This window comes from Cellulomonas sp. PhB150 (assembly GCF_003755175.1).
Taxonomy (GTDB): domain Bacteria; phylum Actinomycetota; class Actinomycetes; order Actinomycetales; family Cellulomonadaceae; genus Cellulomonas.
The window spans coordinates 1-25,501 of the sequence record NZ_RKHX01000003.1; the positions used below are offsets into that span (position 1 = coordinate 1).

The 25,501-nt window shown below is 74.3% G+C and carries 29 protein-coding genes; all 29 read right to left on the minus strand.

Going from position 1 to position 25,501, the window contains the following annotated elements; all coding sequences use genetic code 11:
• Window positions 1–1,223: methyl-accepting chemotaxis protein (locus EDF34_RS10350; protein ID WP_148076613.1), on the minus strand; the 1,223-nt coding region annotated here is incomplete at its 3' end.
• A gap of 104 nt (window positions 1,224–1,327) precedes the next feature.
• The gene (locus EDF34_RS10355; RefSeq protein ID WP_123371368.1) at window positions 1,328–1,744 is read right to left on the minus strand and encodes a chemotaxis protein CheW; all 417 of its coding nucleotides are present in this window, start codon (window positions 1,742–1,744) and stop codon (window positions 1,328–1,330) included.
• On the minus strand, window positions 1,741–4,011 hold the full coding sequence (locus EDF34_RS10360) for a chemotaxis protein CheA (RefSeq protein WP_123371370.1): 2,271 nt from the start codon (window positions 4,009–4,011) through the stop codon (window positions 1,741–1,743). The genes EDF34_RS10355 and EDF34_RS10360 overlap by 4 nt, the downstream gene beginning before the upstream one ends.
• A 47-nt stretch (window positions 4,012–4,058) precedes the next feature.
• Complete coding sequence (gene csrA / locus EDF34_RS17980; protein WP_123371372.1) at window positions 4,059–4,325, minus strand: carbon storage regulator CsrA; 267 nt, start codon at window positions 4,323–4,325, stop codon at window positions 4,059–4,061.
• A 22-nt stretch (window positions 4,326–4,347) separates the two neighbouring features.
• The gene (locus tag EDF34_RS10370) at window positions 4,348–5,415 is read right to left on the minus strand and encodes a hypothetical protein (RefSeq protein WP_123371374.1); all 1,068 of its coding nucleotides are present in this window, start codon (window positions 5,413–5,415) and stop codon (window positions 4,348–4,350) included.
• Window positions 5,393–7,447, minus strand: coding sequence for a flagellar biosynthesis protein FlhA (locus EDF34_RS10375; RefSeq protein ID WP_123371375.1), 2,055 nt, complete (start codon window positions 7,445–7,447; stop codon window positions 5,393–5,395). The genes EDF34_RS10370 and EDF34_RS10375 overlap by 23 nt, the downstream gene beginning before the upstream one ends.
• A complete protein-coding gene (locus EDF34_RS10380; protein ID WP_199737819.1) occupies window positions 7,444–8,613 on the minus strand; it encodes a flagellar biosynthesis protein FlhB in 1,170 nt (389 codons plus the stop codon). The genes EDF34_RS10375 and EDF34_RS10380 overlap by 4 nt, the downstream gene beginning before the upstream one ends.
• A complete protein-coding gene (locus tag EDF34_RS10385) occupies window positions 8,610–9,368 on the minus strand; it encodes a flagellar biosynthetic protein FliR (RefSeq protein ID WP_123371377.1) in 759 nt (252 codons plus the stop codon). The genes EDF34_RS10380 and EDF34_RS10385 overlap by 4 nt, the downstream gene beginning before the upstream one ends.
• A gap of 10 nt (window positions 9,369–9,378) precedes the next feature.
• A complete protein-coding gene (gene fliQ / locus EDF34_RS10390; protein ID WP_123371379.1) occupies window positions 9,379–9,651 on the minus strand; it encodes a flagellar biosynthesis protein FliQ in 273 nt (90 codons plus the stop codon).
• Entirely contained in the window at window positions 9,651–10,466 is an 816-nt protein-coding gene (gene fliP, locus EDF34_RS10395; RefSeq protein WP_123371381.1) for a flagellar type III secretion system pore protein FliP, read from the minus strand. Before fliP ends, fliQ begins: the two co-directional genes overlap by 1 nt.
• Window positions 10,463–10,915 (minus strand): flagellar biosynthetic protein FliO, encoded by a 453-nt coding sequence (locus tag EDF34_RS10400; protein WP_123371382.1) that lies wholly within the window; start codon window positions 10,913–10,915, stop codon window positions 10,463–10,465. Before EDF34_RS10400 ends, fliP begins: the two co-directional genes overlap by 4 nt.
• Window positions 10,915–11,634 (minus strand): flagellar motor switch protein FliN, encoded by a 720-nt coding sequence (gene fliN, locus EDF34_RS10405; RefSeq protein WP_123371385.1) that lies wholly within the window; start codon window positions 11,632–11,634, stop codon window positions 10,915–10,917. The genes EDF34_RS10400 and fliN overlap by 1 nt, the downstream gene beginning before the upstream one ends.
• On the minus strand, window positions 11,631–12,602 hold the full coding sequence (locus EDF34_RS10410; protein WP_233575325.1) for a flagellar motor switch protein FliM: 972 nt from the start codon (window positions 12,600–12,602) through the stop codon (window positions 11,631–11,633). Before EDF34_RS10410 ends, fliN begins: the two co-directional genes overlap by 4 nt.
• 154 nt (window positions 12,603–12,756) lie before the next feature.
• Entirely contained in the window at window positions 12,757–13,266 is a 510-nt protein-coding gene (gene fliL, locus EDF34_RS10415; RefSeq protein ID WP_123371388.1) for a flagellar basal body-associated protein FliL, read from the minus strand.
• 4 nt (window positions 13,267–13,270) lie between these two features.
• A complete protein-coding gene (locus EDF34_RS10420; RefSeq protein ID WP_123371390.1) occupies window positions 13,271–14,170 on the minus strand; it encodes a flagellar motor protein MotB in 900 nt (299 codons plus the stop codon).
• Complete coding sequence (locus tag EDF34_RS10425; RefSeq protein WP_123371391.1) at window positions 14,167–14,937, minus strand: motility protein A; 771 nt, start codon at window positions 14,935–14,937, stop codon at window positions 14,167–14,169. The genes EDF34_RS10420 and EDF34_RS10425 overlap by 4 nt, the downstream gene beginning before the upstream one ends.
• On the minus strand, window positions 14,937–15,236 hold the full coding sequence (locus tag EDF34_RS10430; RefSeq protein WP_123371393.1) for a flagellar FlbD family protein: 300 nt from the start codon (window positions 15,234–15,236) through the stop codon (window positions 14,937–14,939). The genes EDF34_RS10425 and EDF34_RS10430 overlap by 1 nt, the downstream gene beginning before the upstream one ends.
• Before the next feature lie 128 nt (window positions 15,237–15,364).
• Window positions 15,365–16,543, minus strand: coding sequence for a flagellar hook protein FlgE (locus EDF34_RS10435; RefSeq protein WP_123371395.1), 1,179 nt, complete (start codon window positions 16,541–16,543; stop codon window positions 15,365–15,367).
• Window positions 16,544–16,639: 96 nt separating this feature from the next.
• Window positions 16,640–17,068: a flagellar hook assembly protein FlgD gene (locus EDF34_RS10440; protein WP_123371396.1), complete on the minus strand. Its 429-nt coding sequence runs from the start codon at window positions 17,066–17,068 to the stop codon at window positions 16,640–16,642.
• 39 nt (window positions 17,069–17,107) lie between these two features.
• A complete protein-coding gene (locus tag EDF34_RS10445; protein ID WP_123371398.1) occupies window positions 17,108–18,436 on the minus strand; it encodes a flagellar hook-length control protein FliK in 1,329 nt (442 codons plus the stop codon).
• Complete coding sequence (locus tag EDF34_RS10450) at window positions 18,436–19,365, minus strand: C40 family peptidase (protein WP_233575326.1); 930 nt, start codon at window positions 19,363–19,365, stop codon at window positions 18,436–18,438. The genes EDF34_RS10445 and EDF34_RS10450 overlap by 1 nt, the downstream gene beginning before the upstream one ends.
• Entirely contained in the window at window positions 19,362–19,799 is a 438-nt protein-coding gene (locus EDF34_RS10455; RefSeq protein WP_123371400.1) for a flagellar FliJ family protein, read from the minus strand. Before EDF34_RS10455 ends, EDF34_RS10450 begins: the two co-directional genes overlap by 4 nt.
• On the minus strand, window positions 19,796–21,130 hold the full coding sequence (locus tag EDF34_RS10460) for a FliI/YscN family ATPase (protein ID WP_123371402.1): 1,335 nt from the start codon (window positions 21,128–21,130) through the stop codon (window positions 19,796–19,798). Before EDF34_RS10460 ends, EDF34_RS10455 begins: the two co-directional genes overlap by 4 nt.
• Entirely contained in the window at window positions 21,127–21,759 is a 633-nt protein-coding gene (locus tag EDF34_RS10465; protein WP_123371404.1) for a FliH/SctL family protein, read from the minus strand. The genes EDF34_RS10460 and EDF34_RS10465 overlap by 4 nt, the downstream gene beginning before the upstream one ends.
• Window positions 21,752–22,756 (minus strand): flagellar motor switch protein FliG, encoded by a 1,005-nt coding sequence (gene fliG, locus EDF34_RS10470; protein ID WP_123371891.1) that lies wholly within the window; start codon window positions 22,754–22,756, stop codon window positions 21,752–21,754. The genes EDF34_RS10465 and fliG overlap by 8 nt, the downstream gene beginning before the upstream one ends.
• The gene (gene fliF / locus EDF34_RS10475) at window positions 22,756–24,357 is read right to left on the minus strand and encodes a flagellar basal-body MS-ring/collar protein FliF (protein WP_123371405.1); all 1,602 of its coding nucleotides are present in this window, start codon (window positions 24,355–24,357) and stop codon (window positions 22,756–22,758) included. The genes fliG and fliF overlap by 1 nt, the downstream gene beginning before the upstream one ends.
• The gene (fliE, locus tag EDF34_RS10480) at window positions 24,357–24,665 is read right to left on the minus strand and encodes a flagellar hook-basal body complex protein FliE (protein ID WP_123371408.1); all 309 of its coding nucleotides are present in this window, start codon (window positions 24,663–24,665) and stop codon (window positions 24,357–24,359) included. The genes fliF and fliE overlap by 1 nt, the downstream gene beginning before the upstream one ends.
• The gene (gene flgC, locus EDF34_RS10485; protein ID WP_123371410.1) at window positions 24,665–25,063 is read right to left on the minus strand and encodes a flagellar basal body rod protein FlgC; all 399 of its coding nucleotides are present in this window, start codon (window positions 25,061–25,063) and stop codon (window positions 24,665–24,667) included. Before flgC ends, fliE begins: the two co-directional genes overlap by 1 nt.
• A complete protein-coding gene (locus EDF34_RS10490) occupies window positions 25,063–25,410 on the minus strand; it encodes a flagellar basal body protein (protein WP_199737821.1) in 348 nt (115 codons plus the stop codon). The genes flgC and EDF34_RS10490 overlap by 1 nt, the downstream gene beginning before the upstream one ends.
• Between the last annotated feature and the right edge of the window lie 91 nt (window positions 25,411–25,501).

Genomic DNA, 25,501 nt, shown 5'->3' on the forward strand with positions numbered 1-25,501 from the left:
GCACGAGCAGCCTCGATCGTCGCGTTCAACGCCAACAAGTTCGTCTGCTCCGCGATCGACGTGATCACCTTCACCACGTTCCCGATCTCCTGCGAGGACGCACCCAGCTTCGCCACCGTGTCATTCGTCGAGGCAGCAACCACCGTCGCCTGACCCGCCACCTTCGCCGCATCCGTCGCGTTCTGCGCGATCTCCCGGATCGAGGCACCCATCTGCTCCGCACCCGCAGCAACCGCCTGCACGTTGCGCGACACCTGCTCCGCAGCAGCAGCCACCACACCCGCCTGCGCACTCGTCTCCTCCTGCGAGGAGCCGACCTGGTTGGACGCCGCCGACAGCTCCTCGGCCGCCGCGGCGACCGTCTGCGCGGTGTCCACCACGCCCGCGAGCGTCTCGCGGACCGCGGCCTGGGCCGCGCCGAGGGCCTCGGCCATCCGGCCGAGCTCGTCGCGCGACGTGGCCTCGGCCCTGACGGTGAAGTCGCCGGCGGCCATCGCCTCGAGCGAGACCTGCACGCGGGCCACGGCACGGCGGATGTTGCGGGTCACGACGTAGCCGAGCGCGAGCGAGACCAGGAGCGCGACCGCGAGGCTCACTGTCAGGATCGTGGTGGCGTGGGCGGTGCGCGTCGTCGCGGTGTCGGCGACGTCCGCGACGTACGCGGTGATCTCGGTCGCGACGGCGTCCAGGTCGGCGACGTACGCCTCGATGGCCGGCTGTGCGATGTCGTCGCGGATGTCGCTGTAGGCGACGTCATTGCCGCTCATCGCGGCCGGCACGTACTGCTCGTCGCGGATCTTGATCCACGCCGCGTAGTCCGTCTCGAACGCCTTCCACGACTCCGAGGACCCGGCCTCCGTGGCGGAGTAGGCGTCGATGTTGTCGTTGATCGCCGAGTCGGTCGCGTCGAGCTGGTTGTTCCAGCTGCGTCGGTCCTCGTTCGTGGTCGACGCGCCGATCTGCGCGATGATCATCCGCACCTTGAGCTGGTCCTGGTGGATCGCGTTGCGGACGTCGGAGATGCTCTCCTGGATCGACGACAGCGTCTGCAGGTCGCTCTTGGAGGAGTTGAGCGACGAGATCGCGTAGAGGCCCGACGCCACGGCGACCGCGCCCAGGAGGGCGAAGACCGTGAGGATCTTGGTCTGGACCGAACGGTCGGAGAACCAGGCGGCCCGCCGGTGCTGCGCGGGTCCGCCGGGTGCGGTGGTCGTGGTGCTCATGGAAGTGGCTCCTTCTCCAAGGTCCGTCGTCGACCGACCGATCGGTCGTCGCGACGCGGGTGTGAGGGGTCGTGCCGCGTGATCACGCGGGACGACGGGTGAGATCAGGCTGCGGCGGCCTCGTCGACGTCGAGGACCAGCAGGAGCCGGTCGTCGAGCGTGCAGGCCGAGCGGATGAGGGGCCTGATGGCGACGTCGAGGGTGTCCGGCGGCGCCTCCACGCGTCCCGGCTCGACGTCGACGACGTCGCCGATCTCGTCGACCAGGAGGCTCACGGTCTCCCCGCCCACCTGGACGACGACCATCATCTGCTCGGCCCCCTCCCCCAGCGGCGGCAGCCCCAGCCGGGGCCGCAGGTCGACGGTGAGCACCACCTGGCCGCGCAGGTTCACGAGGCCGGAGACGCCCTCCGGGGCGAGCGGCACGCGCGTGCGCGTCTGGGCCCGCAGCGCCTCCTGGACCCGCTGGACGTCGACGCCGTAGAGCCCGTCGTCGACCGTGAACGTGACGTAGCTGCTCATCGGGTGGCTCCCACGAGGTCGGCGGTGTCGGCGAGCGCGAGGAACGGGTCCTCGGCGTAGAAGTCGCGGTCGGCGGCCAGCACGGCTGCGCGGACGTCGAGCAGCTCGGTGACACGGTCGCCCAGCACGGTCGAGCCGGTCAGGCCCGCGTCGTCGATGCTCGAGTGCCGCCCGACCTCGTCCTCGACGATGTCGACGATCTCCTCGACCACGAGGCCGACCGACCGGCCGGCGCGCGTGTAGACCACGAGCAGCAGCTCGTCGGACTCGCGGGCGTAGGTGCCGAGCACGCGGTCCAGCCGCGCGAGCGGGAGGATCGTGCCGCGGTACTGGACGACCTCGCGACCGCCGACGAGCTCGACCTGGTCGGCCCGCACGTGCTCGAGCCGCGCGACCGACGCAAGGGGCATCGCCACGCGGCGCCCGCCCCCGATCCCGGCGACCAGCACCTGCTCGGTCTGCACCTTCACGGCGGCCCGGCTCTCCGCCGCGACGCGCGCGGCGAGCTCCGGGTCACGCACCAGCGAGCGGCGGGCGATGGCCTGCACGTCGAGGATGAGCGCGACCCGCCCGTCACCCAGCACGGTGGCGCCGGAGTAGACGCCGATCGCCTTGAGGCGGCTGGCGAGCGGCGTGACGACGATCTCCTCGGTGGTCAGCACGCGGTCGACGAGCAGGCCGAAGCGCTGCTGGTCCGCCTGCACGACCGCGATCACGGACTCCGCCTCGGGCGTGGTCGCCTCGACGCCCAGCGCACCGGCCAGCGACACCAGCGGCAGCAGCTCGCCGCGCAGCCGGTAGACCGGAGCCGCGTGCACGTACTCGACGCCCGCGTCCGAGCGCTGGGTGTCCAGCGCGACGAGCTCGACCACGTGCACCTGCGGCAGCGCGTACAGGTCCCCGGAGCACTCCACGGACAGCGACGGCATGATCGCCAGCGTCAGCGGGATGCGCAGCCGCCACACGGTCCCGGCGCCGACGGTGGACTCGACGTCGACCGTCCCGCCGATCGACTCGATCCGGGTGCGGACCACGTCCATGCCGACGCCGCGGCCGGAGACGTTGGTGACCTTCTCGGCCGTCGAGAAACCGGGCAGGAACAGCAGCTGGAGCAGCTCGTTCGCGCTCATCGCGGCCACCTGGTCGGCGGTTCGCAGGCCCTTGGCGACGGCCTTCGCGGCGACGACCTCGGGGTCGATGCCCCGGCCGTCGTCGCGGACCTCGACCGACACCTGGCCACCGGCGTGCGAGGCACGCAGCTCGAGCAGGCCGGCGGGCGCCTTGCCGGTGGCGACGCGGTCCGCGGGCGACTCGATGCCGTGGTCGACCGCGTTGCGGACCAGGTGCGTGAGCGGGTCCTTGACGGCCTCGAGCAGGCCGCGGTCGAGCTCGGTGTCGCCGCCGACCATCTCGAGGCGCACCTCGCGGCCGCACAGCGCCGCCAGGTCACGCACGACGCGCGGCATCTTCGACCACACGTGCTCGATGGGCTGCATGCGGGTGCGCATGACGCCCTCCTGCAGCTCCGAGGCGATGAGGTTGAGCTGCTGCGCGGACCGCGCCAGGTCGACGTCCTGGGCCGACGACGCGAGGCGGCTGATCCGGTTGCGTGCCAGCACCAGCTCGCCGACCTGCCGCATGAGCGAGTCGAGCAGCTCGACGTCCACCCGGATCGAGGAGTCGGCCGCGCCGCGCAGGGTGCCGGTGTCGTCGAGGCTCGACGGGGCCGCGGTGGGCGGCGCCGCCGGGGCCGGCGGCTCGGGCGCGCGGGGGGTGGGCAGGACGGCGGCGGGGGCGGGCGTCGGGGTGGGCACGGCCACCGGCTCCGGCTCGGCGACCGGCTCCGGCTCGGCTACCGCCGCAGCAGTCGCCTCCGGCAGCACGCCCTCCTGCACCGCGACGAGCGCGGCACGGGCCGCCTCGACGTCGACGTCGCCCTCGCCGCCGGTGCGCTCGATCGCGCCCAGCAGGTCGCGCACGGTGTCGACCATGCGCAGCAGCACGTCGGTCGTCGGCTGGTCCATGGAACGCTTGCCGTCCCGCAGTTCGACCAGCAGGTTCTCGCCCACGTGGGTGAGCTGCTCCAGCCGGCCGAACGCGAGGAAGCCGCTCGTGCCCTTGATGGTGTGGATCGTGCGGAACACGCTGCTCAGCAGCTCGCGCGATCCCGGGTGCTCCTCGAGCGCCACGAGGTCACGGTCCAGCTGGTCGAGATTCTCGTGACTCTCGACCAGGAACTCGCGGACGATCTCGTCGATGTCCTCCACAACGCCCTCCCCACCGGGCGTTGACGGGTACCGCTCCGGCTATCCCCTCATCGGTCGGGGAGGGGGTCTCCTGAGGAGTCGGGGAGGGTGGGCGCCACGAGGCGGCGCAGGTCCGCGACCGCGTCGTCGTCGGCAGCGGCGGCGTCGACGTTCGCGGCCTCGACGGCCTCGAGCACCTCGGCGCGGTGGACGCGGACCGAGCGGGGGGCGTCGATGCCGAGCCGGACGCCGTCGCCTCGGACCTCGATGACCGTGACGACGATCCCGTCACCGATCACCAGGCGTTCGCCGACGCGGCGGCTGAGCACGAGCATGCCGCGACACTACCGCCCGGACTCAGTCCCAGCGTCCCAGGCCGCCCAGCGCGCGGTCGAGGAGCGCGGCCCACGCGGCGGTCGACGCCGGGATGCCGTCGAGCCAGGCGACCGGGACCCCGAGGTCGAGCACGCTGCCCGGCTCGGTGGTGTCGAACGCGCCGCGCACGGCGACCGCGTCGAACACGCCGAGCGACGCCATCCACGCGCGCGCGTCGACGGTCTTGGTGCGCGCGTCGACGACCGCCCACGCCTGGTCCGGGCCGAGGACGCGCAGGATTTCGGCGGCGGTCGACCGCTCGTCCGCGTCGGGCGCCACCGCGAGCGCGACCACCCACGGGTGGGGTGCGCGCGCCGCCACCTCGCGCCAGCGCGCGGCCTCGTCGGGCCCCGTCGGCCGCACCCGGCCGGCGCCGCTGCGCGGGCGGGGCACGGCGGGCCGGGCGGTCGGGGTGCCCGCGGGGACGACCGCGGCGGCGTCGAGGTGCAGGCGCTCGGCGAGCAGCGTCGCGACCGCGTCGACGTCCCCGGCCGCGCCGACGACCGCGAGCACGGAGCCGGGGCTGCGGTCGGGGTCGGCTGCCACCGGGACGGCCGCGAGGGCCTGCGAGAGCGTGCGCGGCCTGTCGACGAGCAGGCGCGGCGGCACGCCCAGGGTGGTCAGCCGGTCCGCCAGGTCGGTCGGGGGCTCGTCGGGAGCTGCACGGAGCACCTCGGGCGGCGCGGGGCGCGGCTCCGTGCGGGACTCGCCGACGAGCGCGCGGACCTGCTCGAGCACGTCCGCGAAGGCTGGTCCGCCCGTGGAGACCTCGGGCCGGCCGTCGTCGGCGGACGCGGCGGAGTCCGACGCGTCGGCGGCGTCCAGCAGGTCCTCGAGCCCGGCGTCGACCCGGCTCGCGCGCGGACGCGGTGCGACCGGCTCGGGCACCTCGACCGTGAGCTCGAAGTGCTCGCGCGCGAAGAACCCGGCCACGCCGCCCGTACGCACCCGCTCGGCCCGGACCACCTTCGCACCGGCCCCGAGCTCCTCCCGGACGTGGGCCATGAGCGCGGCCAGGTCGGTGCCCTCAAGCAGCAACCGCGTGCCCACTGCTCACCACCCCGACGGTCTCCATCGTGACGCCCGCGCCGGTGACCTCGCCGTAGGACAGCACCGGCAGGCGCGGCAGCCCGAGCGCGACCAGGCGGCGCAGCGCGGGCCGGATGGTCGGCGCGCACACCAGGACGACCGTCCGCCCGGCGGCCTCGGCGTGCGCGACGGCCTCGCGCAGCTGGGCGAGCACGAGCTCGACGCGCGACGGGTCCACGAGCAGCTGCGTGCCGTGCTCGGCGGGTCGGACGGACTCGACGAGCTGCTGCTCGAGCATCGGCTCGAGCGTGACGACCCGCAGCGCGCCGTCCTGCACGTAGGGCGCGGACAGCGCGGGTCCGAGCGCGCCGCGGGCCGCCTCGACGAGCCCCTCGGGGTCCGTCCCGGCGCGGGCGCGGAGCGTGAGCGCCTCGTAGATCCGGCCGAGGTCGCGGATCGGCACCTCCTCGGTGAGCAGCCCCTGCAGCACGCGCTGCACCTCGCCGAGCGAGAGCAGCGTGGGGACGAGCTCCTCGACGACCGAGGGGTTCACGCGCTTGATCCCCTCGGTCAGCACCCGCACGTCCTCGCGGCCCAGCAGGCGCGCCGCGTTCTGGTTGATGAGTGCCCCCAGGTGCGTGATGAGCACGGACACCCGGTCGACGACGGTCGCCCCCGTCATCTCCGCCGCGTGCCGCAGCTCGGCCGGCACCCACTTGCCGGCCAGGCCGAACACGGGCTCCTGCACCACGGAGCCGGGCAGCGCGGCGAGGTCGTCGCCCAGCGCGAGGACGCGACCCGCGGGCGCCTGGCCGCGGCCGACCTCGACGCCGGCGATCCGCACGGCGTAGGTCGCGGGCGGCAGGTCCACGCTGTCGCGCGTCCGGACGGGCGGGACGACGATGCCGAGCTCGAGCGCCGTCTTGCGCCGCAGCCCCCGCACGCGGGCGAGCAGGTCCTGCTCCGGTCCCTCGCCGACGAGGTCGACGAGGTCCGGTGCGAGCAGGATCTCCAGCGTGTGCACCCGCATCTGCTCGATGAGCTGCTCGGGGGTGTCGGCGGACGGCGCGGCCGCGGGGGCGGCGGGCGTGAGGGCCGCCCTCTCCTCGCGCGCCTGGGTCGCCTTGGTGCGCTGCGCGACGACGATCAGGAGGCAGCCGACCAGCAGGAACGGGAGCTTGGGCATGCCGGGCAGCAGCGCGAGGCTGACCGCGCCGCCGCCGGCGATCAGCAGGGCGTTGCGCGACTGCGTGAGCTGCTTGGCCGCGGCCGAGCCCATGTCGCCCTCGGCGGTCGCGCGCGTCACGACGATGCCCGTGGACACGGACAGCAGGAGCGCCGGGATCTGCGTGACCAGGCCGTCGCCGATCGTGAGCAGGCTGAACCGCTCGAGCGCCTCGGCCGGCGACATGCCCATCTGCAGCATGCCGATGACGAAGCCGCCGATGAGGTTGATGACGGTGATGACGATGCCGGCGATCGCGTCGCCCTTGACGAACTTCGACCCGCCGTCCATCGCGCCGTAGAAGTCGGCCTCCGCGGCGACGTCGGCACGTCGGCGGCGGGCCTGGTCCTCGTCGATGAGGCCGGAGTTGAGGTCGGCGTCGATGGCCATCTGCTTGCCGGGCATCGCGTCGAGCGTGAACCGCGCGCCGACCTCCGCGACGCGGCCTGCGCCGTTGGTGATGACGACGAACTGGATGACCACGAGGATCAGGAAGATCACGAGGCCGATCACGAGCGAGCCGCCCACCACGAAGTGGCCGAACGCGTCGATGACCTGACCCGCGTACCCGTCGCGCAGGACCAGCCGGGTCGAGGCGACGTTGAGCCCGAGCCGGAACAGGGTGAACACCAGGATCAGCGACGGGAACACCGAGAAGTCGAGCGGCCGCTTGACGTACATGCTGGTCAGGAGGATGACGAGCGACGCGGTGATGTTCACCGCGATGAGGACGTCGAGCAGGGCTGCCGGCAGCGGCACGACGAGCATGAGCACGATGCCGACGACGCCCGCGGGCACGGCCATGGGGGCGAGGGACCGGTTCTTCATGGCTGGGCCTTCGGGGTCGCGCCGGCGCGGGCCGGCGTGCGGCGGGCCGCGCGTGCGGCGGCCCGGTGGTCGGTGGTGTCGTCGGCGGGGAGCGCGGAGCCGCCCTGCAGGCGGTGCTGGCCGGTGGCCGCGCCGCGTCGGCGCAGCGCCATGACGAACGCGAGCACGCGGGCCACGGCGGTGAACAGGTGGGCGGGGATCTCCTGCCCGAGCTCGCAGGCCGCGTGCAGCGCGCGCGCCAGCGGCACGTCCTCGACCATCGGGACCTGGTTCTCCGACGCGGCGGCGCGCATCTTGGCGGCCACCACGCCCGCGCCCTTGGCCACGACGCGCGGGGCGCCCGTGCCGGGCTCGTACCGCAGCGCGACGGCGACGTGCGTGGGGTTGACGAGCACGACGTCCGCGCCGGCCACCTCGGCCATCATCCGGTTGCGGCTCATCGCCATCTGCTTGGAGCGGATCGCGCCCTTGAGCATGGGGTCCCCCTCGGTGCGCTTGTGCTCGTCCTTGACCTCTTTGAGCGACATGCGGGTCTGCTTGCGGTTGCGGCGCATGACGACGACGACGTCGAGCACGGCCAGCAGGACGCCGGCCGCGATGCCCCAGCGCAGCAGGGCCTGCGTGCCGCGGGCGGCCTCACCGAGCAGGTGCGACAGCGGCAGCCGTCCCGAGCCGACGACGAGGGGCACCAGCGCCTGCACGGACACGTACAGGACGACGCCGACAACGGCCGTCTTGAGCAGCGTCTTGATCCCCTGCCACCACGCCTGCGCGCCGACGAGCCGCTTGACGCCCTTGACGGGGTTGAGCTGGTCGACGTGCAGGCGGAACCGGCGCGGGCGCCAGCCGCCCTGGGCCAGGCCGACCGCGAGCGTCACGAGCACGGCGACCACGAACAGCGGTGCGAGCGTGGTGAGCACGCTCGCGAGCCCGTCGCGCAGCACCGCGACGGCCGCGGCCGCGCTGGGGTCGCGTGCCACGTCCCGCACCTGCGCGAGCTGGTCGACCGCGGCCGCCTGCCCGCGCGAGATGGTCGTCGGGATCATCAGGACGGCCGCACCGAGTCCGAGCCACGCCGCGAGGTCCTGCGAGCGTCCCAGCTGACCCTTGCGGTGGACCTCCTTCATCCGCTGCGGGGTCGCCTTCTCCGACTTGTCCTCGCTCACGGCAGCACCCCCAGCATCTGGGTGACGGAGCGGCCGGTAAGGCCCTGGACCACGGCCGGCAGCCCGACGAACGCGAAGCCGCCGAGCGTGAGGGTCAGCAGGATCTTCAGCGGGAAGCCGAGGGCGAAGGCGTTGAGCGCGGGCGCGACGCGCGTGAGCAGGCCGAGCCCGGCGTCGGCGAGGAAGAGCACGACGACGAGCGGGCCGGCGATCTGCAGCGCGGACAGGAACATCTGGGTGATCCCGGTGGTGAGCGCGTCGGCGAGCGCCGCCGTGTCGAGCATCGCGCCCAGCGGCAGGGCGTCGAACGAGCGGACCATCCCGGCGATGACGACCTGGTAGGCATCGGTCGCGAACAGCAGCACGAGCGCGGCCATCTGGTAGAGCCGCTGGAAGGGTGCGCCGCTGGTCATGCCCAGCGGGTCGAAGGCGGTGGCCATCTGGAACCCGCCCGCCAGGTCGATGAGCGCACCCGCCGACTGCACGGCGGAGAACACGAGCGAGACGAGGAAGCCGAGCGCGCCGCCGACGACGGCCTGCACGACGAGCGCGCCGAGGAACGCCCCCGTGGTGTCCGAGGGCAGCGGGTCGAGCCGGGGCGAGACCGCGAGCGCGAGCGCCATCGCGAGCCCCACCTTGACGGTGCCCGGCACCGCGCGGTGCGCGAACGGCGGCGCGATGACGAGGAACGCGGCGAACCGCACGCTCGCGAGCATCACCGTCTCGATCCCGGCCAGCGGGAGCGTCAGCGCCACGGGTCCCACGTCAGCCGCCCACCAGGGACGGGATGCGCGCGAACAGGTCGTGCGTGAAGCTCACGAGCTCGGAGATCATCCAGTGCCCGCAGACCAGCAGCGCGACGCCCGCGGCCAGCGCCTTGGGCACGAAGCTGAGCGTGACCTCCTGGATCTGCGTCACCGACTGCACGAGCGAGACGATGAAGCCGACGACCAGCGCCGTGACCAGCACGGGCGCGGACAGCTTGGCCGCGAGCACGAGCGCGTCGAGGCCCACGTCGAGGACCGCCGCGGTGTCCACTAGCCACCGCCCGTGTACGAGCCGACGAGCGAGGTGACCACCAGGCCCCAGCCGTCGACGAGCACGAACAGCAGCAGCTTGAACGGGAGCGAGATCATCACCGGCGGCAGCATCATCATGCCCATCGACATCAGCGACGCCGAGACCACCAGGTCGATGACCAGGAACGGCACGAAGATGACGAAGCCCATGATGAACGCCGAGCGCAGCTCCGAGAGCAGGAACGCGGGGACCAGCGTGACCATCGGGACGTCCTGCGGCGTCTCCGGGTTGGGGCGGTCCGCGGCGCGCGTGAGCAGCGCGAGGTCCTGCTCGCGGGTGTGCGACGCCATGAACTCGCGCAGCGGCGCCGACCCGGCGTCGACCGCCTGGGAGAACGTCATCGTGCCGTCGAGGTAGGGCTGCACCCCGTCGGTGTTGACGTCCGAGAGCACGGGCGACATGACGAACAGGCTGAGGAAGAGCGCGAGCCCGGCGAGGACCTGGTTGGGCGGCACGCCCTGCAGGCCGAGCGCGTTCCGCGTGAAGGCCAGGACGACGAAGATCTTGGTGAAGCTCGTCGTCATGAGGATGAACGCCGGGGCGACGGACAGGAGCGTGATCGCGATCAGGACGACGATCGAGGAGCTGGGCGTGCCGTTCACGCCGTTGACGGAGACGGTCACGCTGTCGCCGAGGCCCGTCGGCGCGCTGGGCGGCGTCGGGGTGGCCGGGTCGGTGGGTGCGGCCGACGAGGCGCTCGCCCCGGCCAGCAGGGTGATCCCGACGAGCGCGGCGACGACCGTCAGCCGGCGTGCGGCTGCACGCGCGCTCACCGCCGGACCGTCCGGTCCTGCAGGGTCTTGACCAGGGTGCGCCAGGTCTCGGGCGACAGCACCGAGCCGTGCAGCGGGCCGGCGGTCGCGCCGGTCGGCACAGCGGTCGGGCCGGCGTCGAGCGCGGCGCGCGGGACGGGGACGGCCGGGACGCGGGGCTTGGCCGGCGCCGGCGCCGGTGCCGGTGCGGCCTCGACGACGGGCGCGAGCTCGGTGAGCATCGTGACCTGCTGGTCGCCGTAGCCGACCAGCAGGCGGCGGTTGCCCACCGCGACGACCGCGACACCCGAGTGGCGGCTCACGGACTGCTTGCCCACCAGGCGCACCTCGGCCTCGCGCTGGGCACGGACGCGTCGCGGCCCGCCCAGCCGCCGACCGGCGAACCAGATGAGCCCGATCACGCACGCGAGCGACAGGAGGACCCGCGCGGCGAGCATGACGGTGTCCATCAGCGCGCGGCGTCCTCGTCGTACACGATCTCCGTGACGCGGATGCCGTAGGCCTCGTCGACGACGACGACCTCGCCGCGGGCGATGAGCCGGCCGTTGACCATGACGTCGGCGGCCGCACCGGCCGCACGGTCGAGCTCGAGGACGGTGCCGGGCGTGAGCTCGAGCACCTGGCGGACGGGCAGCGTCGTGCGGCCGATCTCGGCCGTCAGCGTCATCTCGACGTCGTAGAGCATCCGCATGCTGGTGCCGCGCTGGGAGGGCACCGCGGCGCGGGCGGGGGCGGGGGCCTGGCCGCGCACGCGCAGCGCGAACCACGCGACCGTCCGGCCGTCGTCCTGCAGCGCGAGCACCTCGGCGCCGCCGGTCGCGGCACCCGCCTCCTCGGTGCGGCTCGCCTCGAGCACGCCCGCGCCGACCTCGCGGCCGGCGGCCTCGAGCGCGGGGCGCAGGGCGTCGAGCACCGTGAGCGAGCCGCCGGCGGCGGCCGTGACGTCGCCGAGCACGTCCGAGGCCACGAGCACGAGGTCCGCGCTCGGGGCGCCGACCAGGGTCGCGACGACGGCCACGGCTCCCGCCGGGACGTCGGCGTCGCGCGCGACGACGACCGTCAGCGGCATGGTCGACGGCACGAGCGCGGCCGCGGCACGAGCGGCGCGCTCGGCGAGCTGGGCGGTACCGAGGTCGCCGGGGGCGACGGCGGGGCTGAGGGTGTTCATGCGGGGATCTCCTCGACGGTGACGACACGGCACGCGAGCCGTGGTCCGTGGCTGCCGATGGCGGCCCGGGCGAGCACGACCCCGTCGACGACCACGTCCAGCGGGGTCGACGACGGGTGGGACAGGGGCAGGACGTCGCCGACCTGCAGCGACAGGACGTCGCGGGGGTGGACGGTCACGGGGGCGAACTGCACGCCGACGCGGACCGGCACGCCCTGCACGGCGAGCTCGAGGTCGGCGTGCGCGGCCGCGGCCGCCTGCCGGTCCTCGGCGGAGTGGGCGATGGCGCCGTCGGCCGCGTGCAGCGCGGCGAGCATCGTGTCGGCGGGCAGCATGAACGTGACGGCGTCCTCGCGCTCGCCCACGCGCAGCGTGAACGAGGCGACGAGCACGGTCTCCGAGGCGCCCGTGGCCTGCACGAACTGGGGGTTGTACTGCACGCCCTGCACGGTGACGCCGAGCCGGGTCAGGCCCGCGAACGCGTACTCGAGGTCGGCCAGCGAGTGCTGCAGGAGGTCACGGACGAGCGTGAGCTCGATCTCGGTGAGCTCGCGGCCCTCGCGCTCGTCGCCGCGACCGTCCCCGCCGAAGAGGTAGTCGATCCACACCATCGTGGCGCCCACGGGAAGCTGCACCACGGCGGTCTGGCGGCTGTGCTCGACGGTGCAGAGGACCATCGCGGTGGGGCTCGGCAGGAGGTTGACGTACTCGTCGTACGTCTGGAGCGCGACCTGCTCGAACGCGAGGTGGCTGACCACGCGCAGGCGCGCGGTCAGCTGGTTGCCGAACTGGCGCGCGAACCGCTCGAAGGCCATCTCGAGGTGGCGCGCGTGCTCGCGCACGAGCGTGAGCGGGCGGCGGAAGTCGTAGGTGTCGACCTGCGTGCTGCGCGCGCGGCGGGGCGTGGGCACGCCGCCGGCATCGGGTACGCCGTTGGCGGTCACGGCGGGGGCGTCCTGGTCGGTCACGAGCCACCCATCGGCGGGCGCGCGGGCGTTGTGAGCGATCGCTCGGGACTTCTTCTCCGGCCCACCCTCCATGGGTGGGTTCGGGTCCCGGTGCGGGACCCGGCGGAGCGGTGCGGCGCCCTCCGTGGCGCCAGTGAACGACCGGCCGTGCCGGCTACTGCGTGACGTAGTTCGTCAGGTAGACCCCCATCACCTCGCCCTCGTACGCCTCGGACAGCTCGTGGGCGAGCTGGTCGCGCAGCTTCTCGCGGGACTTCGGGTCCGAGACCTCCTCGACGGAGCGTCCGGAGAACAGCGCGATCGCGTGGTCGACCGCCTTCGACGGGTCCGGTGCCTCGGTCACGTCGGTGGTCAGCTGGAGGGCCAGGCCCAGGCGCAGGTAGTGGCCGCCCTCGAGGTTGAGGCTCACGGGCTCGACGGTCAGCACCTCGCCGGGCTCGGGCGTGGGCTCGGCGGCGGGCTCGGCGGGGCCGGACGGGCGCAGCAGGAAGAACCACGCCGCGGCGAGGACGACGAGCACGACCGGCACGAGCACCAGGACGAGCTTCTTCTTCGACTTCTTCGTCTCCGCGGCCGGCTCCGCCTCGGTCTGCGGGGCACCCGCCCCGCCGCCGATCTTGCCGCCGATCTTCGGACCGGACACGACGCGCTGCTCGATGGGCATCCGACTACTCCTTGCTCAGGGCGGGCAGCAGGGCCCGGACGGCCTCGGGGGCGCTGGACAGGACGACGAGGTCGACGCGGCGGTTGGCCTCGAGGGCCTCGTCGTCGTGACCGGCCTGGAGCGGGCGCTCGTCGCCGTAGCCGACGGCCATGATCCGCTTGCCGGGCAGGCGGTCCTTCTCCACCAGGTGCCGCAGCACCTGGGTGGCGCGGTCCGCCGAGAGCTCCCAGTTGGTCGCGTAGCGCCCGGAGACGGGGAGCACGTTGGCGTGGCCCTCGACCGAGATCTGCTCGTCGACGCGGCGCAGCATCGGGCCCGCCACGTCGAGCACCTCGCGGGCCACGGGGGTCAGGTCGGCGCTCGCGGCGGCGAAGAACACGTCGTCGGCGACGAGCCCCAGCACCAGGCCGCGCTCGTCGATCCGGAAGCGCACGGCGTCGCCCAGGTGGCTCGCGGCGAGCTGCGCCTCGATCTTGTCGCGCAGGTCCTTCAGGTGCGCCGCCTCCTTCTGGGCGGCGGCGAGCACGTCAGGGTCGACGGCGTCGTCCGGCGCGGTCGTGGGGCTGGCGCCCTGCGTCCCGAGCTCGGCGTCCGCGGTGACCAGTCCGGCGGTGCCCTGCACCTGGGTCGCGTCGGGCACGACGCTGTCCCCGGTGAGCGTGCCGTTGGAGCCGTCCAGGACGGACTCGGTGCCGGTCTGGTCCTGGAAGCCGGCGCTGAGCGAGTCCCGCAGCGCGATGTACTTGTCCTGGTCCACCTGGCTGATCGCGAACAGCACGATGAACAGCGCCATGAGCACCGTGATCATGTCCGAGTAGGACACGAGCCACCGCTCGTGGTTGACGTGCTCCTCCTCGTGGCCACCGCTGCGCCGTCCGCGGCCCCGGCCCGCGTGCGCGCTCACGCCGCGGCCTTCTTCTCGGCCGCCGCGGGCGGCAGCAGGCTGCGCAGCCGCTCCCCCACCAGGCGGGGGTTGGCGCCGGCCTGGACGGCCAGCAGGCCCTCGAGGGTGACCTCCATCTGCTGGCACTCGAGGTCGGAGATCCGCTTGATGCGGGCGCCCAGGGGCAGCCAGATGACGTTGGCGGACAGGATGCCCCACAGCGTCGCGACGAAGGCCGCGGCGATGGAGTGGCCCAGCTCGGCGGGCTCGGACAGGTTCTCGAGCACGTGCACGAGGGAGATGACCGTGCCGATGATCCCGATCGTCGGCGCGTAGCCGCCCATGTCGGCGAAGTACTTGGAGTGCACCCGGTCGCTCGCGCGCTTGGTCGCGATCCGGTCCTCGAGGATGATCCGCAGGTCCTCGGGGTCCGTGCCGTCGATCGCGGCCTGCAACCCGTTGCGCAGGAACTCGTCGTCGATGGTGCGTGCCGCGTCCTCGAGCGAGAGCAGCCCCTCGCGGCGTGCGCGGTCGGCCAGGCCGACGACGGTCTCGACGGTGGTCGCCGGGTCGGGCGCCTTGCTCCGCAGCGCGCGCGGCACGGCCGCGAAGGAGCCCTTGACGTCCTTGAGCGTGTGCCCGGCGATGCCGACGCCGATCGTGCCCAGCCAGACGAGCATCAGCGGCGCGGGCAGCATGATGGACATCGGGTCCGCGCCCTCGAGGAACAGCGCACCGAAGATCGCGACGAACGCGATGCCGATGCCGATCAGGCCGGCCGGATCCATCACACACTCCTCGGTCGCAGGGGCAGGGGCGGGGCGAGCTCGTCGTCGTGGTCGTCGGACTCGTCGCTCGGGTCAGGGACCAGCTCCATGCGGGGAGCGGTCCGGATGTCCTGGGAGCGGGCCAGCACGGCCGCGCGGTGCTCGTTGATGCGGCCGATGACCTCGAGCATCGGCTCCGCGACGATGTACTTGGTGCCGTCGATGAGCGTCAGGATCGTGTCCGGCGCGCTGTCGACACGCTGGATGAGGTCGGGGTTGACCCCGAACTGGGCGCCCGTCAGGCGCGTCACGACGATCACGGCAGGTACCCGTCCTTGGTGCGGTGCGGCTGGTGCCGCAGGGCCCGTCCGTGGGCCCTCGATGTCCTACCCATCGGTCACGCGCCCGCCGGTGTGAGGGTTCGCGTGCTCCCTCACACCGGACCGGGTCAGCGCTTGAGGTTGACGAGCTCCTGGAGCACCTCGTCGGACGTGGTGATGACGCGCGAGTTCGCCTGGAAGCCGCGCTGCGCGATGATCAGGCTGGTGAACTCGCTCGAGAGGTCGACGTTCGACATCTCGAGCGCGCCGCCCTGCAGCGAGCCGCGGCCGCCCGTGCCCGCGGTGCCGATCGCCGGGTCGCCCGAGTTCACCGTGGTCTGGAACAGCGAGCCGCCGGCCTTCTCCAGCCCCGAGGGGTTGGTGAACGAGCCGAGCGCGATGCGGCCGATGGTCTGCTTGAGGCCGTTGCTGAACGCGCCCGTGATGGTGCCGTCCGCGCCCAGCGAGAACGACTGCAGCGTCCCGGCCGCCTGACCGTCCTGGCTCTGGGCCTTGACCGTGTCCAGGCCGGAGAAGCCCGTGAGCTTGGAGATGTCGACGCTGACCGCGCCGACCGTCAGGGTCGTCGGGGTGGTCAGGGAGCCGTCCGCCGCGAACGTCATCGCCGCGGGCGGGACCGTGGAGGAGCCGTCCCCCGCGCCCACCGTCCAGCCCGTCGCCGACTTGGTGAAGGTCAGCGTGAGCGTGCGCTCGTTGCCCTTCGCGTCGTACACGTCCACCGTGCGGTTCAGGACCGTGCCGTCCGCCGCAGCCGAGTCGAGGTTGCCGGTGTAGCCGGCCTTCGTCGAGGCCACGGCAGCCATCAGCGTGCCCGCGGGCACCTTGAGGTCCGTGAGCGGGGCGTTGGTGTCGATCACGCCGTTGACGGCGGCCCAGCCCTGCACGAGCGCGCCCTCGCCGGGCAGCACCATCTGGCCGGTCGCGTCGAAGTCGAACGACCCGGCGCGCGTGTAGAAGGTGTCGGTGCCCTTGCGCACGACGAAGAACCCGTCGCCCTGGATCATCATGTCGGTGCTGCGGCCGGTGGACTGCGAGGCGCCCTGCGTGAAGTTGGTCGTGATGCCCGCGACGCGCACGCCCAGGCCGACCTGCGCGGGGTTGGTGCCGCCGACGCCGCCCTGCGCGCCGCCCGCGTTGATGAGCACCTGGCTCAGCGTGTCCTGGAACTGCACCTGCGAGGACTTGAAGCCCGTGGTGTTGACGTTGGCGATGTTGTTGCCCGTGACGTCGAGCATGGTCTGGTGGCTACGCAGACCGCTGATGCCGGAGAAGAGCGAGCGGAGCATGGCGGGTTCCCTTCGGGGGGCCGGACCGGTGGTCGGCGCGGCGGTTCGGTGATCGGTCTGTGCTGCGGGTGCTTCGGGTGCTGCCGCTGCAGCTGGTCAGGGGGTGGTCGGCTTCGTCTCGGTGACGGCGGCGACCACGTCGAGCGGGACGTCGTGGCCGTCGACGGAGACCGTCGGGACCGGGCCGGCGAACGAGACCGACTCCGCGGTGCCCGTGTGCGCGGCACCGGCGTCGTCGGTCCACGAGACCTGCTTGCCGACGAGCGAGGACGCGGCGACGCGCATCTGGAGCGCGAACGACTCGCGGGACGTGTCGCTGAGCTCGACGAGCTTCTCCATCGTGGTCAGCTGCGTGGTCTGCGCCATGAGCTGCGAGGAGTCCATGGGGCTGCTGGGGTCCTGGTTGCGCAGCTGCGTGACGAGCAGGTTGAGGAACGCCTGCTTGTCGAGGTCGCCGCTCGCGGCGGTGGTCGACGTGCCGGACGTGCCGGACGTGCCGGTGACGTACGAGGTGTCGATGGACATGGGTGCCTCCTTCAAGGTCGTGCGGTCGGACGAGTGCGGTCAGACGAGCAGGTCGATGCGGCCGGGGGCCGCGCGGGGTGTGTCCGGGGCGGGTGCGGAGCCGCCGGGGTCGTCGCCCGACGTCGTCCCGCCGCCGCGGCCGGTGCGGGCCGCTGGGGCGTCGCCCGACTGGCCGTCCGCGCCCTGGGCACCGGCCTGCCCGGAGCCGCGGGACCCGACGTCCACCTGGACGCCGGCGGCGGTGAGGTCGCGGCGCAGGTCCGCGAGCGACGAGCGGAGGGCCTCGCGCGAGGCGTCCGTCGCGCCGACGAGCTCGACGCGGACCGACTCGGGTCCGATGTGCGCGACGATCCGGACCGGCCCGAGGTGCTCGGGGTCGACCGGGACGGTGAGGACGTGCGTGCCCCGCGCGAGCCCGTGCAGCGACGTGAGGCGCGCACCGAGCTGCTCGGCGAGCGGCGCGGGCGTGGCTGGGGCGGGCTGTGCGGGCGTCGCCGGCGCGGGTGCCGTCGCCGCCGGGGTGACCGGCACCGGGACCACGCCCGCGGCACCGGCCCCCGCCGCGGGCACAGCAGGCAGTGCAGGCACGGTGGCTGGGGTCGCGGTGGGGCCGACGTCCGCGGTCGCCGCGGCGGCCGGGTGCGGCGCGCCCGCCGCGGGCGGTGCCGGGTCGCCGACCGCGGGCGTGGCCGGCTGGGCCGGCGCGGCCTGGTCGGGGCGCGACGGCTGCTGCGGGCCCGCGGTCGGCGCAGGCACCGTCGCCACCGTGCTCGGCTGCGCGGGGGGTCCGGTCGGTGCCGGCTGCGCCGGGGCATCCGTCGGAGCCGGCGCCGGAGTCGCGGGCACGGGCACCGCGTCGCCCGTGGCGGGTGCCGCCGTGGTCGCGACGACGGTGGTCGCCGCCCCAGCGGTCGGGGTCGCCGCGGTCGGGGTCGCCGTGGTCGGGGTCGCCGCGGTGAGTGCCGCGAGCGCGGTCGCGCCCGCCGAGAGGACGGCCGGGGCCGGCTCGGCCGCGGCGACGAGCGGCGCGGCGGCCGCGGCTGCCGCTCCGGGGGCCGCCGAGTCGCCGGGTGCCGTGGGCACGACGGCACCCGGGGGCGTCGTCGGGGCGGCAGCGGTGGGGTCGACGGCGCCGGGCGCCGCGGTCGTCGACGCAGCAGCGGTCGGGGTCGCCGACGGGTCGTCGGGCTCCGTCGTGCGCTCGCCGCGGTCACGGCCGGGGCGGGCGGTCGGGGTGGCGGGCTCCTGGTCGCGCACGCCCGCCGCGCGCAGGGCGCTCGCGAACGGGTCGCCCGCGTCCGGCCGCTGCCCCGACGAGGCTCGCGCGGGTGCGACGGGGGCGGCGGTCGGTGCGACCGCGGCCGGCATCACGAGGCGACCCCGGCGAACAGCTCCCACGCGAGGCGCTGCGCGTCGGCGGACGACGTCGCGCCGGCCGACGAGGACGCGCCCGAGACGGCGCCGAGTCCGGACAGCGCCGACAGGCCGGACAGCGAGGACAGGCCGGACAGCGACGACAGGCCGGCCAGCGACGACACGCCACCGACCGACGACGACGAGGTCGTGCCCGATCCGAGCAGCGCGGCCAGCGACGTCGCGTCGGCGCCGAGCGACGTGATCGCGGCGGGCACCGCGGCTGCGGCAGCGCCCTCCTGCGGCAGGATCCGCCGGATCGCCGTCGGCGTCGTGTAGACGTCCCGGATGTTCACGTGGCCGCCGGGCTTGGGTGCGTCGATCATCTTCCCGTCCCCCAGGTAGATCGCGATGTGCGTGCCGCCGCCGAAGACGAGCAGGTCACCGGGCTGGGCCTCGTCCATCGAGGGAACCTTGGTGCCGAGGTGCATCTGCTCCCGCGCGGTCCGCGGGACGCCGTCGACGCCCAGGTCCGTGAGCGACCGCAGCACCAGGCCCGAGCAGTCGAGGCCGCCCTCGGAGAGCGACTCGCCGCCCCACACGTACGGGACCCCGAGGTACGTCTTCGCGGTCGCGATGAGGTCCTGCGCGGTGACGTCGGTCTCCGGGGCGATGCCCGCACCCGTCGGGACGCCGCTGGCGCTGGCCGCGCCGGCCGCGCCGGCCAGAGAGGACGCGGCGGCGGCCGCGGCGGTCGACGCGGTCGTGCCGGTCGCCTCGGCGAGCGCCGTCTGGAAGGCGGCCGCCGAGCCGCCGGAGCCCGCGGCCCCGGAGGTGGAGAGGGAGGTGGAGGCGGAGGTCGCCGGGCTCGCCGACGCGGGGGCGACCAGCGCGCGCAGCTCCTGCACGCGGGACTGGACGGCGGCGATGGACTCATTGCTCACGACGTCGCTCCGATCCGGGCCGGGGCCGCTCCGCGTGCCGCGACCTCGTCGAGCACGACCTGCTCGGCGTGCAGCTCCTCGGCGCGCTCTGTCGCCACGTGCCGCTCCTCGAGGAGCTCGAGGGCGCGCGCGTCGCGTCGAGCGACCGACCACGCCTCGCTGCAGTCCTGCACGGTCTCGGCCGCCCGGCCGAGCTGGTGGTCGCGCTCGGAGAGCAGCGCGGCGAGCGTCGAGCGGCTCGCGACCGCGGCCATCCACGCGATGTCGTCGCCCGTGGCGGGCATGCCCGCTCCGGCCAGCGCCGCAGCGGTCGCCCGGCGCAGGTCGGCGGCGCGTGCCTCGTCGCGCCGCGCGGTCGCGAGGTCGGCGACGGCCTGCTCCTCGGCCCGGCCGCGCATGCGCAGCAGTCCGGCGAGAGGGAACGCACGCGTCATGTCAGGTCTCCCAGGGTGTGGACGAGCGCCGCGAGGCGCTGCCAGGACTCGGCGGGCAGCGCCCGCTCGTCCATGGACTGCTGCAGGAACTGGTCGATCTGCCGCCCGTGCGTCACGGCGGCGTCGACGAGCGGGTTCGAGCCCGCCACGTAGGCGCCCACGTCGAGCAGGTCCTGCGCCTGGCGGCGCGCGGCGAGCACGGAACGCAGCCGGCGTGCCGCCTCGCGCTGCTCGGGCGAGGTCACCCGGGTCGCGACGCGGCTCACCGAGCCGAGCGCGTCGACGGACGGGAAGTGCCCGGCGACCGCCAGCCGCCGGTCCAGGACCACGTGGCCGTCGAGGATCGACCGCGCGGCGTCGGCGATCGGCTCGTTGTGGTCGTCGCCGTCGACCAGGACGGTGTACAGGCCGGTCACGGAGCCGGTGGGCCCGGTACCGGCGCGCTCGAGGAGCTGGGCGAGCAGCGCGAACGTGCTCGGCGGGTAGCCCCGGGTCGCGGGCGGCTCCCCCACGGAGAGCCCGATCTCGCGCTGCGCCATGGCCACCCGCGTCAGGGAGTCCATCATCAGCACCGCGTGCCGCCCCTCGTCGCGCAGGTGCTCGGCGATGCGGGTCGCGACGAAGGCCGAGCGCAGGCGCACCAGCGCCGGCTCGTCGGAGGTCGCGACGACGACGACGCTGCGCGCCAGTCCCTCGGCGCCGAGGTCGTCCTCGAGGAACTCGCGCACCTCGCGGCCGCGCTCGCCGACCAGGGCGATCACCGAGACCTCCGCCTCGGTGCCACGGGCGATCATCGACAGCAGGCTCGACTTGCCGACCCCGGACCCGGCGAACAGCCCGAGCCGCTGCCCGCGACCGGCGCTGACCAGCGTGTCCAGCGCACGCACCCCGAGCCCGAGCTGGGCGTCCACCCGGGCTCGCTCGAGGGGGTGCGGCGCGCGGCCGTCGACCGGCACCCAGGCCTGGGCGTGCAGCGGGCCGCGTCCGTCGATGGGGCGCCCGAGCCCGTCCAGCACGCGGCCGAGCAGGCCGGCGCCGACCGGCACGCGGAACGACCCGGCGGGGTGCACGGGCATGCCGGCGCGCAGCCCGCGGGTCGGGCCCAGCGGCATGCAGCGCGCGGTCCCGGCCGTCGTCGCGGCCACCTCGGCCAGCACCGAGCCCGGCCCGGTCCCGACCTGCACGAGCTCGCCGACGGCCGCCTTCGTGCCGACGACGTCCAGCGTGAGGCCGACGACCGCGCGCAGCCGCCCGACCGCCTCGGGGCGGGCGGCGGCCAGGACGGTCGGGGGCAGGCTGATGCGGGGTCGCTCGGCCGTCAGGGGGCTCATCGGCCGTCCCCCGCGTCGGTCAGGGCGGCGCGGGCGCGCCCGAGGGCGGCGCCGACGCGTGCGTCGAGGTGGCCCTCGGCGTGCTCGGCGACGGCGTCACCCGGGGCCAGGCCCGCGTCGGCCTCGAGCCGGAGGTCGGTGACGTCGGCATCGCTCGTGAGCAGGGCGGCGAGGTCCCGCGGGTGGAGCCGGACCGTCACGGGTCCCGGCCCGGGCTCGGCGGCGCGGACGCGCGCGAGGGCCGCGGACGCGGACCGCTCGTCGTCCGCGAGCTCGACGCCCAGCACGGCCTCGGCCAGCGTGAGCGCGCCCTCGTGCAGCGCGAGGGTCGCGTCCGCCAGGACGGGTGCGACGATCGCCCGCACCGCGGCGGCCGCGCGGTCGAGCGCGACGAGCACCTCGGCGACCTGGCGCGCGGCGTCCTCGGCGTCCGCCGCCGCGGCCCGCACGACGCGCGCGGCCTGGGCGTCGGCCTCCTGGGCAGCCCGCCGGGCACCCGCGGCGTAGCCGGCGGCGAAGCCCGCGGACCGGGCGTCCTCGTAGGCCTCGTCGCGCGCGGCGGTGCTGCCCAGCGCGGCGGGGTGGAACGCGCGCACGGGCTCGACGGGAGCGCTGCGGAAGTCAGGCAACGAACTCGTCCTCGCCCTCGCGCCGCACGGTGATCTGCCCGCTCTCCTCGAGGCGGCGGATCGCCTGGACGATGCCCGCGCGTGCCTCCTCGACCTGCGAGAGGCGCACGGGCCCGAGCAGGTCGATCTCCTCGACGAGGTTCTCGCGCGCCCGCTCGGACAGGTTGCGGAGCACGGTCTCGCGCACCTCGTCGGCCACGCCCTTGAGCGCGACCGAGAGCTCGGCCGTCTCGACCTGGCGCAGGACGAGCTGCATCGCGCGGTCCTCGAGCAGCACGATGTCGCCGAACACGAACATCCGGCTGCGGACCTCCTCGGCCAGCTCCTCGTCGCGGGTCGCCAGACCCTCGAGGATCGCCTTCTCCGTGGTCGGGTCCGCGCGGTTGATGATCTCGACGAGCGGCTGGACGCCGCCCACCGCGGCGAGCTCGCGCGGGGCGAGGACCGTCGACGCCTTGCGCTGCAGCGACTCCGCGACGACCGTCACGACGTCCGGCGAGGCCCGCTCCATGAGGGCGATGCGGTGCGCGACGTCGCCCTGCAGGTTCGGCTCGAGGCCCGCCAGGATCGCGGACGCGTGGTCGGGGCGCAGGTGCGCGAGCACGAGGGCGATCGCCTGCGGGTGCTCCCCGGACAGGAGCGAGACGACCTGGCGCGCGTCGGCGTGCTGGAGGAACTCGAACGGCTGGCCGGCCATGCTGACCTGGAGGCGCTCCAGGACGGAGGCCGCCTCGTCGGCGCCGAGGGACGCCTCGAGCAGCTGCTGCGCCAGACCCAGCCCGCCACCGACCCCGGGGCCGATGACCGAGGCAGCGTAGAACTCCTCGAGCACCTCGTCGGCCAGCTGCTGGTCCACGCGGTCCAGGCGCAGGATCTCGGCCGTGAGCTCCTCGATCTCTGCCACGTCGAGCGAGGACATCACGCGCGCGGCGCGCTCGCGCCCGAGCTGGATGAGCAGCATCGCGGCCTTCTGCGAGCCGGTCAGGGTGGCGGCCATCAGCGCCGCGCCCCGGCCGGGGTGCTGAGCCACGAGCGCAGCAGGTCCGCGACCTCCTCGGGCTGGTCGTCGGCGAGCGCGGTGATCTCGGCACGCTTGAGCGCGATCGGGTCCGGCTCGAGCGGCCGCGGCGCGGGCGGCAGGACCGGGAGCTCGTCGGCGCCCGACCCCTCGATGCCGAGCGCGGCGCCGTCCGGGCCGCCGAGCACGGGCAGCTCGCCCAGGTCGACGGCCGTCCGCCGGGACCGGCCGGAGCGGCGGGCCAGCAGGATGATGAGGACGACCACGAGCAGGACGACGCCGCCGACGGTCGCGAGCTGACGCACCTGCGCGTTCGCCTTGTCGGTCTTGGCCGCGGCGTCGGCGGCCGCGAGGGCCGTGGCCGCGGCGTCCGCCTGCGAGGTGTCGAACGCCGCCGCCTGCACCGCGAGGGTGTCGCCGCGCGTCGTGTCGATGCCCGCCGCGGCGGCGATCGTGGCCTGCAGCTGGGCCATGTCGAGCGCGGCTGCCGCCTTCTCGTCCACGACGACGGCCACGGACTGCCGCTCGACGGCCCCCGGCGCGGCCGTGACGACCTCGGTCGTCTTGTTGACGGAGTTCGTCACGTCCTCGGTGGTCGAGCTGTACTTGCCGGGGTCGTCGCCCGCTGTGGGCCCCACGACCGTCTGGTCCGGACCGAGCACGCCGGTCGCCGACGAGCCGGTGCCGGTGTACGACTCCTTCTTGGTCGACGACGCCAGCGGCGGGGTGTTCGGCGTCGCGTCGAACTTCTCGGTGGTCCGCTGCGTCTCGTCGAAGTTCAGGGCGGCGGTGACCGTCACCGCCGACTTGCCCACGCCGATCACGCGGTCGAGCAGCGTCTGCACGGACGCCTGGACACGCGCCTCGTAGTCGGTCTCGCGCCCGCCGGACGCGCCCGTGGTGCCGGTGCCGACGGCGGACAGGACCTTGCCGGTCGCGTCCACCACGGAGACGTCGGTGGGCACCATGTCCGGGATGCCCGCCGAGACGAGGTGCACGATCGAGTCGACCTGGTCGACCGAGAGCGTGACCCCGGCACGGGTCCGGACGAAGACGGAGGCCGTCGGGTCCTGCTTGGTGGCCACGAAGACGGTGTCCTCGGGGATCGCGAGCTTGACGGTGGCGGCGTCGATCCCGTCGATCGCGCCGATGGTCTTGGCCAGCTCGCCCTCGAGCGCCCGCTGGTAGGTCTTCTCCTGCTGGAACTCGCTCGACGTCATCGGCATGTCGTCCAGCAGCGAGTAGCCGGCGCCGTCCGCGTTGGCCGGGATGCCCTCCGCGGCCAGGTGGATGCGCTGGCTGTAGAGGTTCTTGGCGGGGACCAGCACGGTCGATCCCCCGTCGGCGAGCTGGTAGGCCACGCCCTGCGCGTCGAGCTCGTCGACCACGGCGCTCGCGTCGGCACCGGACAGGCTCGTGAACAGCGGGCTCATCGTCGGCCGCGACATCCAGCTGCTCAGGCCCACGGCACCGAGCACGAGCACGGCGACGCCGATGATCGCGAGCGTCCGCTGCGCCATCGAGAACTGCTTGACCGCACCGGTCAGCCGGTCGAGCGCGGCCTGCACCTGCGCGGGCATCAGGCCTGCATCCGCATGATCTCGGAGAACGCCTCGACGGCCTTGTTGCGCACCGCGGCGGTCAGCTCGATCGCGAGCGACGACTTCGCGGCCGCGATCGTGTAGTCGTGGACGTTCTCGAGCGAGCCCGTCGCGGCCTGCACGGCGAGGTCGCTCGACGTGGACTGGAGCTGCTGGAGGCCGTCCACGGACCCGAGCACGGAGTCGAACGCGGCACCGTGGCCCGCGGGCACGGCGGCGGTGGCGCCCACCGAGCCGGTGGGCAGGACGGCGGTGGGGGCGCCGACGGCGGCGACGGGGATGGTCATCAGGAACGTCCGATCTGCAGTGCTGCCTGGTAGGTCTCCTTGGCGCGGTCGACCACGGCGGCGTTCGCCTGGTAGCCGCGCTGCGCCATGATCAGCTGCGCCATCTGGCTCGACATGTCGATGTCGGGGTAGCGCACGTAGCCCGTCTCGTCGGCCAGCGGGTTGTCCGGCTCGTACACCAGCCGGCCCGCCGCGTCGCCGAACGCGACGCCCGCGACCTGCACGCCGCCCTCGGCGCCGGGGGTCTCCTGCGCCACGACGTAGCGCGCGCGGAACGCGTCCTCGGACGTGGGACGCACCGTGGAGAGGTTCGCGAGGTTGTCGCTGACGGCGTCGAGCCACGTGCGGTGCACCGTGAGACCGCTCTGCGCGATGCCGATCGCGCCGAAGATCCCCATCAGGAGGTCCGCATCGCGGCGCGCACGGAGGAGAAGGTCCCCGTGACGGCCTGGCTGGCGAGCTGGTACCGCAGGTTCGTCTCCACGTTGAGCAGCGTCTGCTCGTCGAGGTTGACGTTGTTGCCGTCCTCGCGGGTCGCCGCGTCGGACCGGCTCAGGGTCGCGCGGGCCGCACCGTCGCCGTCACGCACCGCGGAGGCGAGCGCGCCCTCGAACTCGACGACGCGCGCGTGGTAGCCGGGCGTCTGCAGGTTGGCGACGTTGTCGGCGATCGCGCGCTGGCGCAGGGCGAGCCCGTCCAGGGCGCTGCTCAGCGCGACGGAGCTCACGGAGTCGAACACACCCATGACAGGGCCACCTCATGCGAACGTGAAAGGTGCGGCCTGTCCATGGCCTGCGGGGTGAGCGATCCGTGCTCGCTGTCCCCATCGGAGAGTT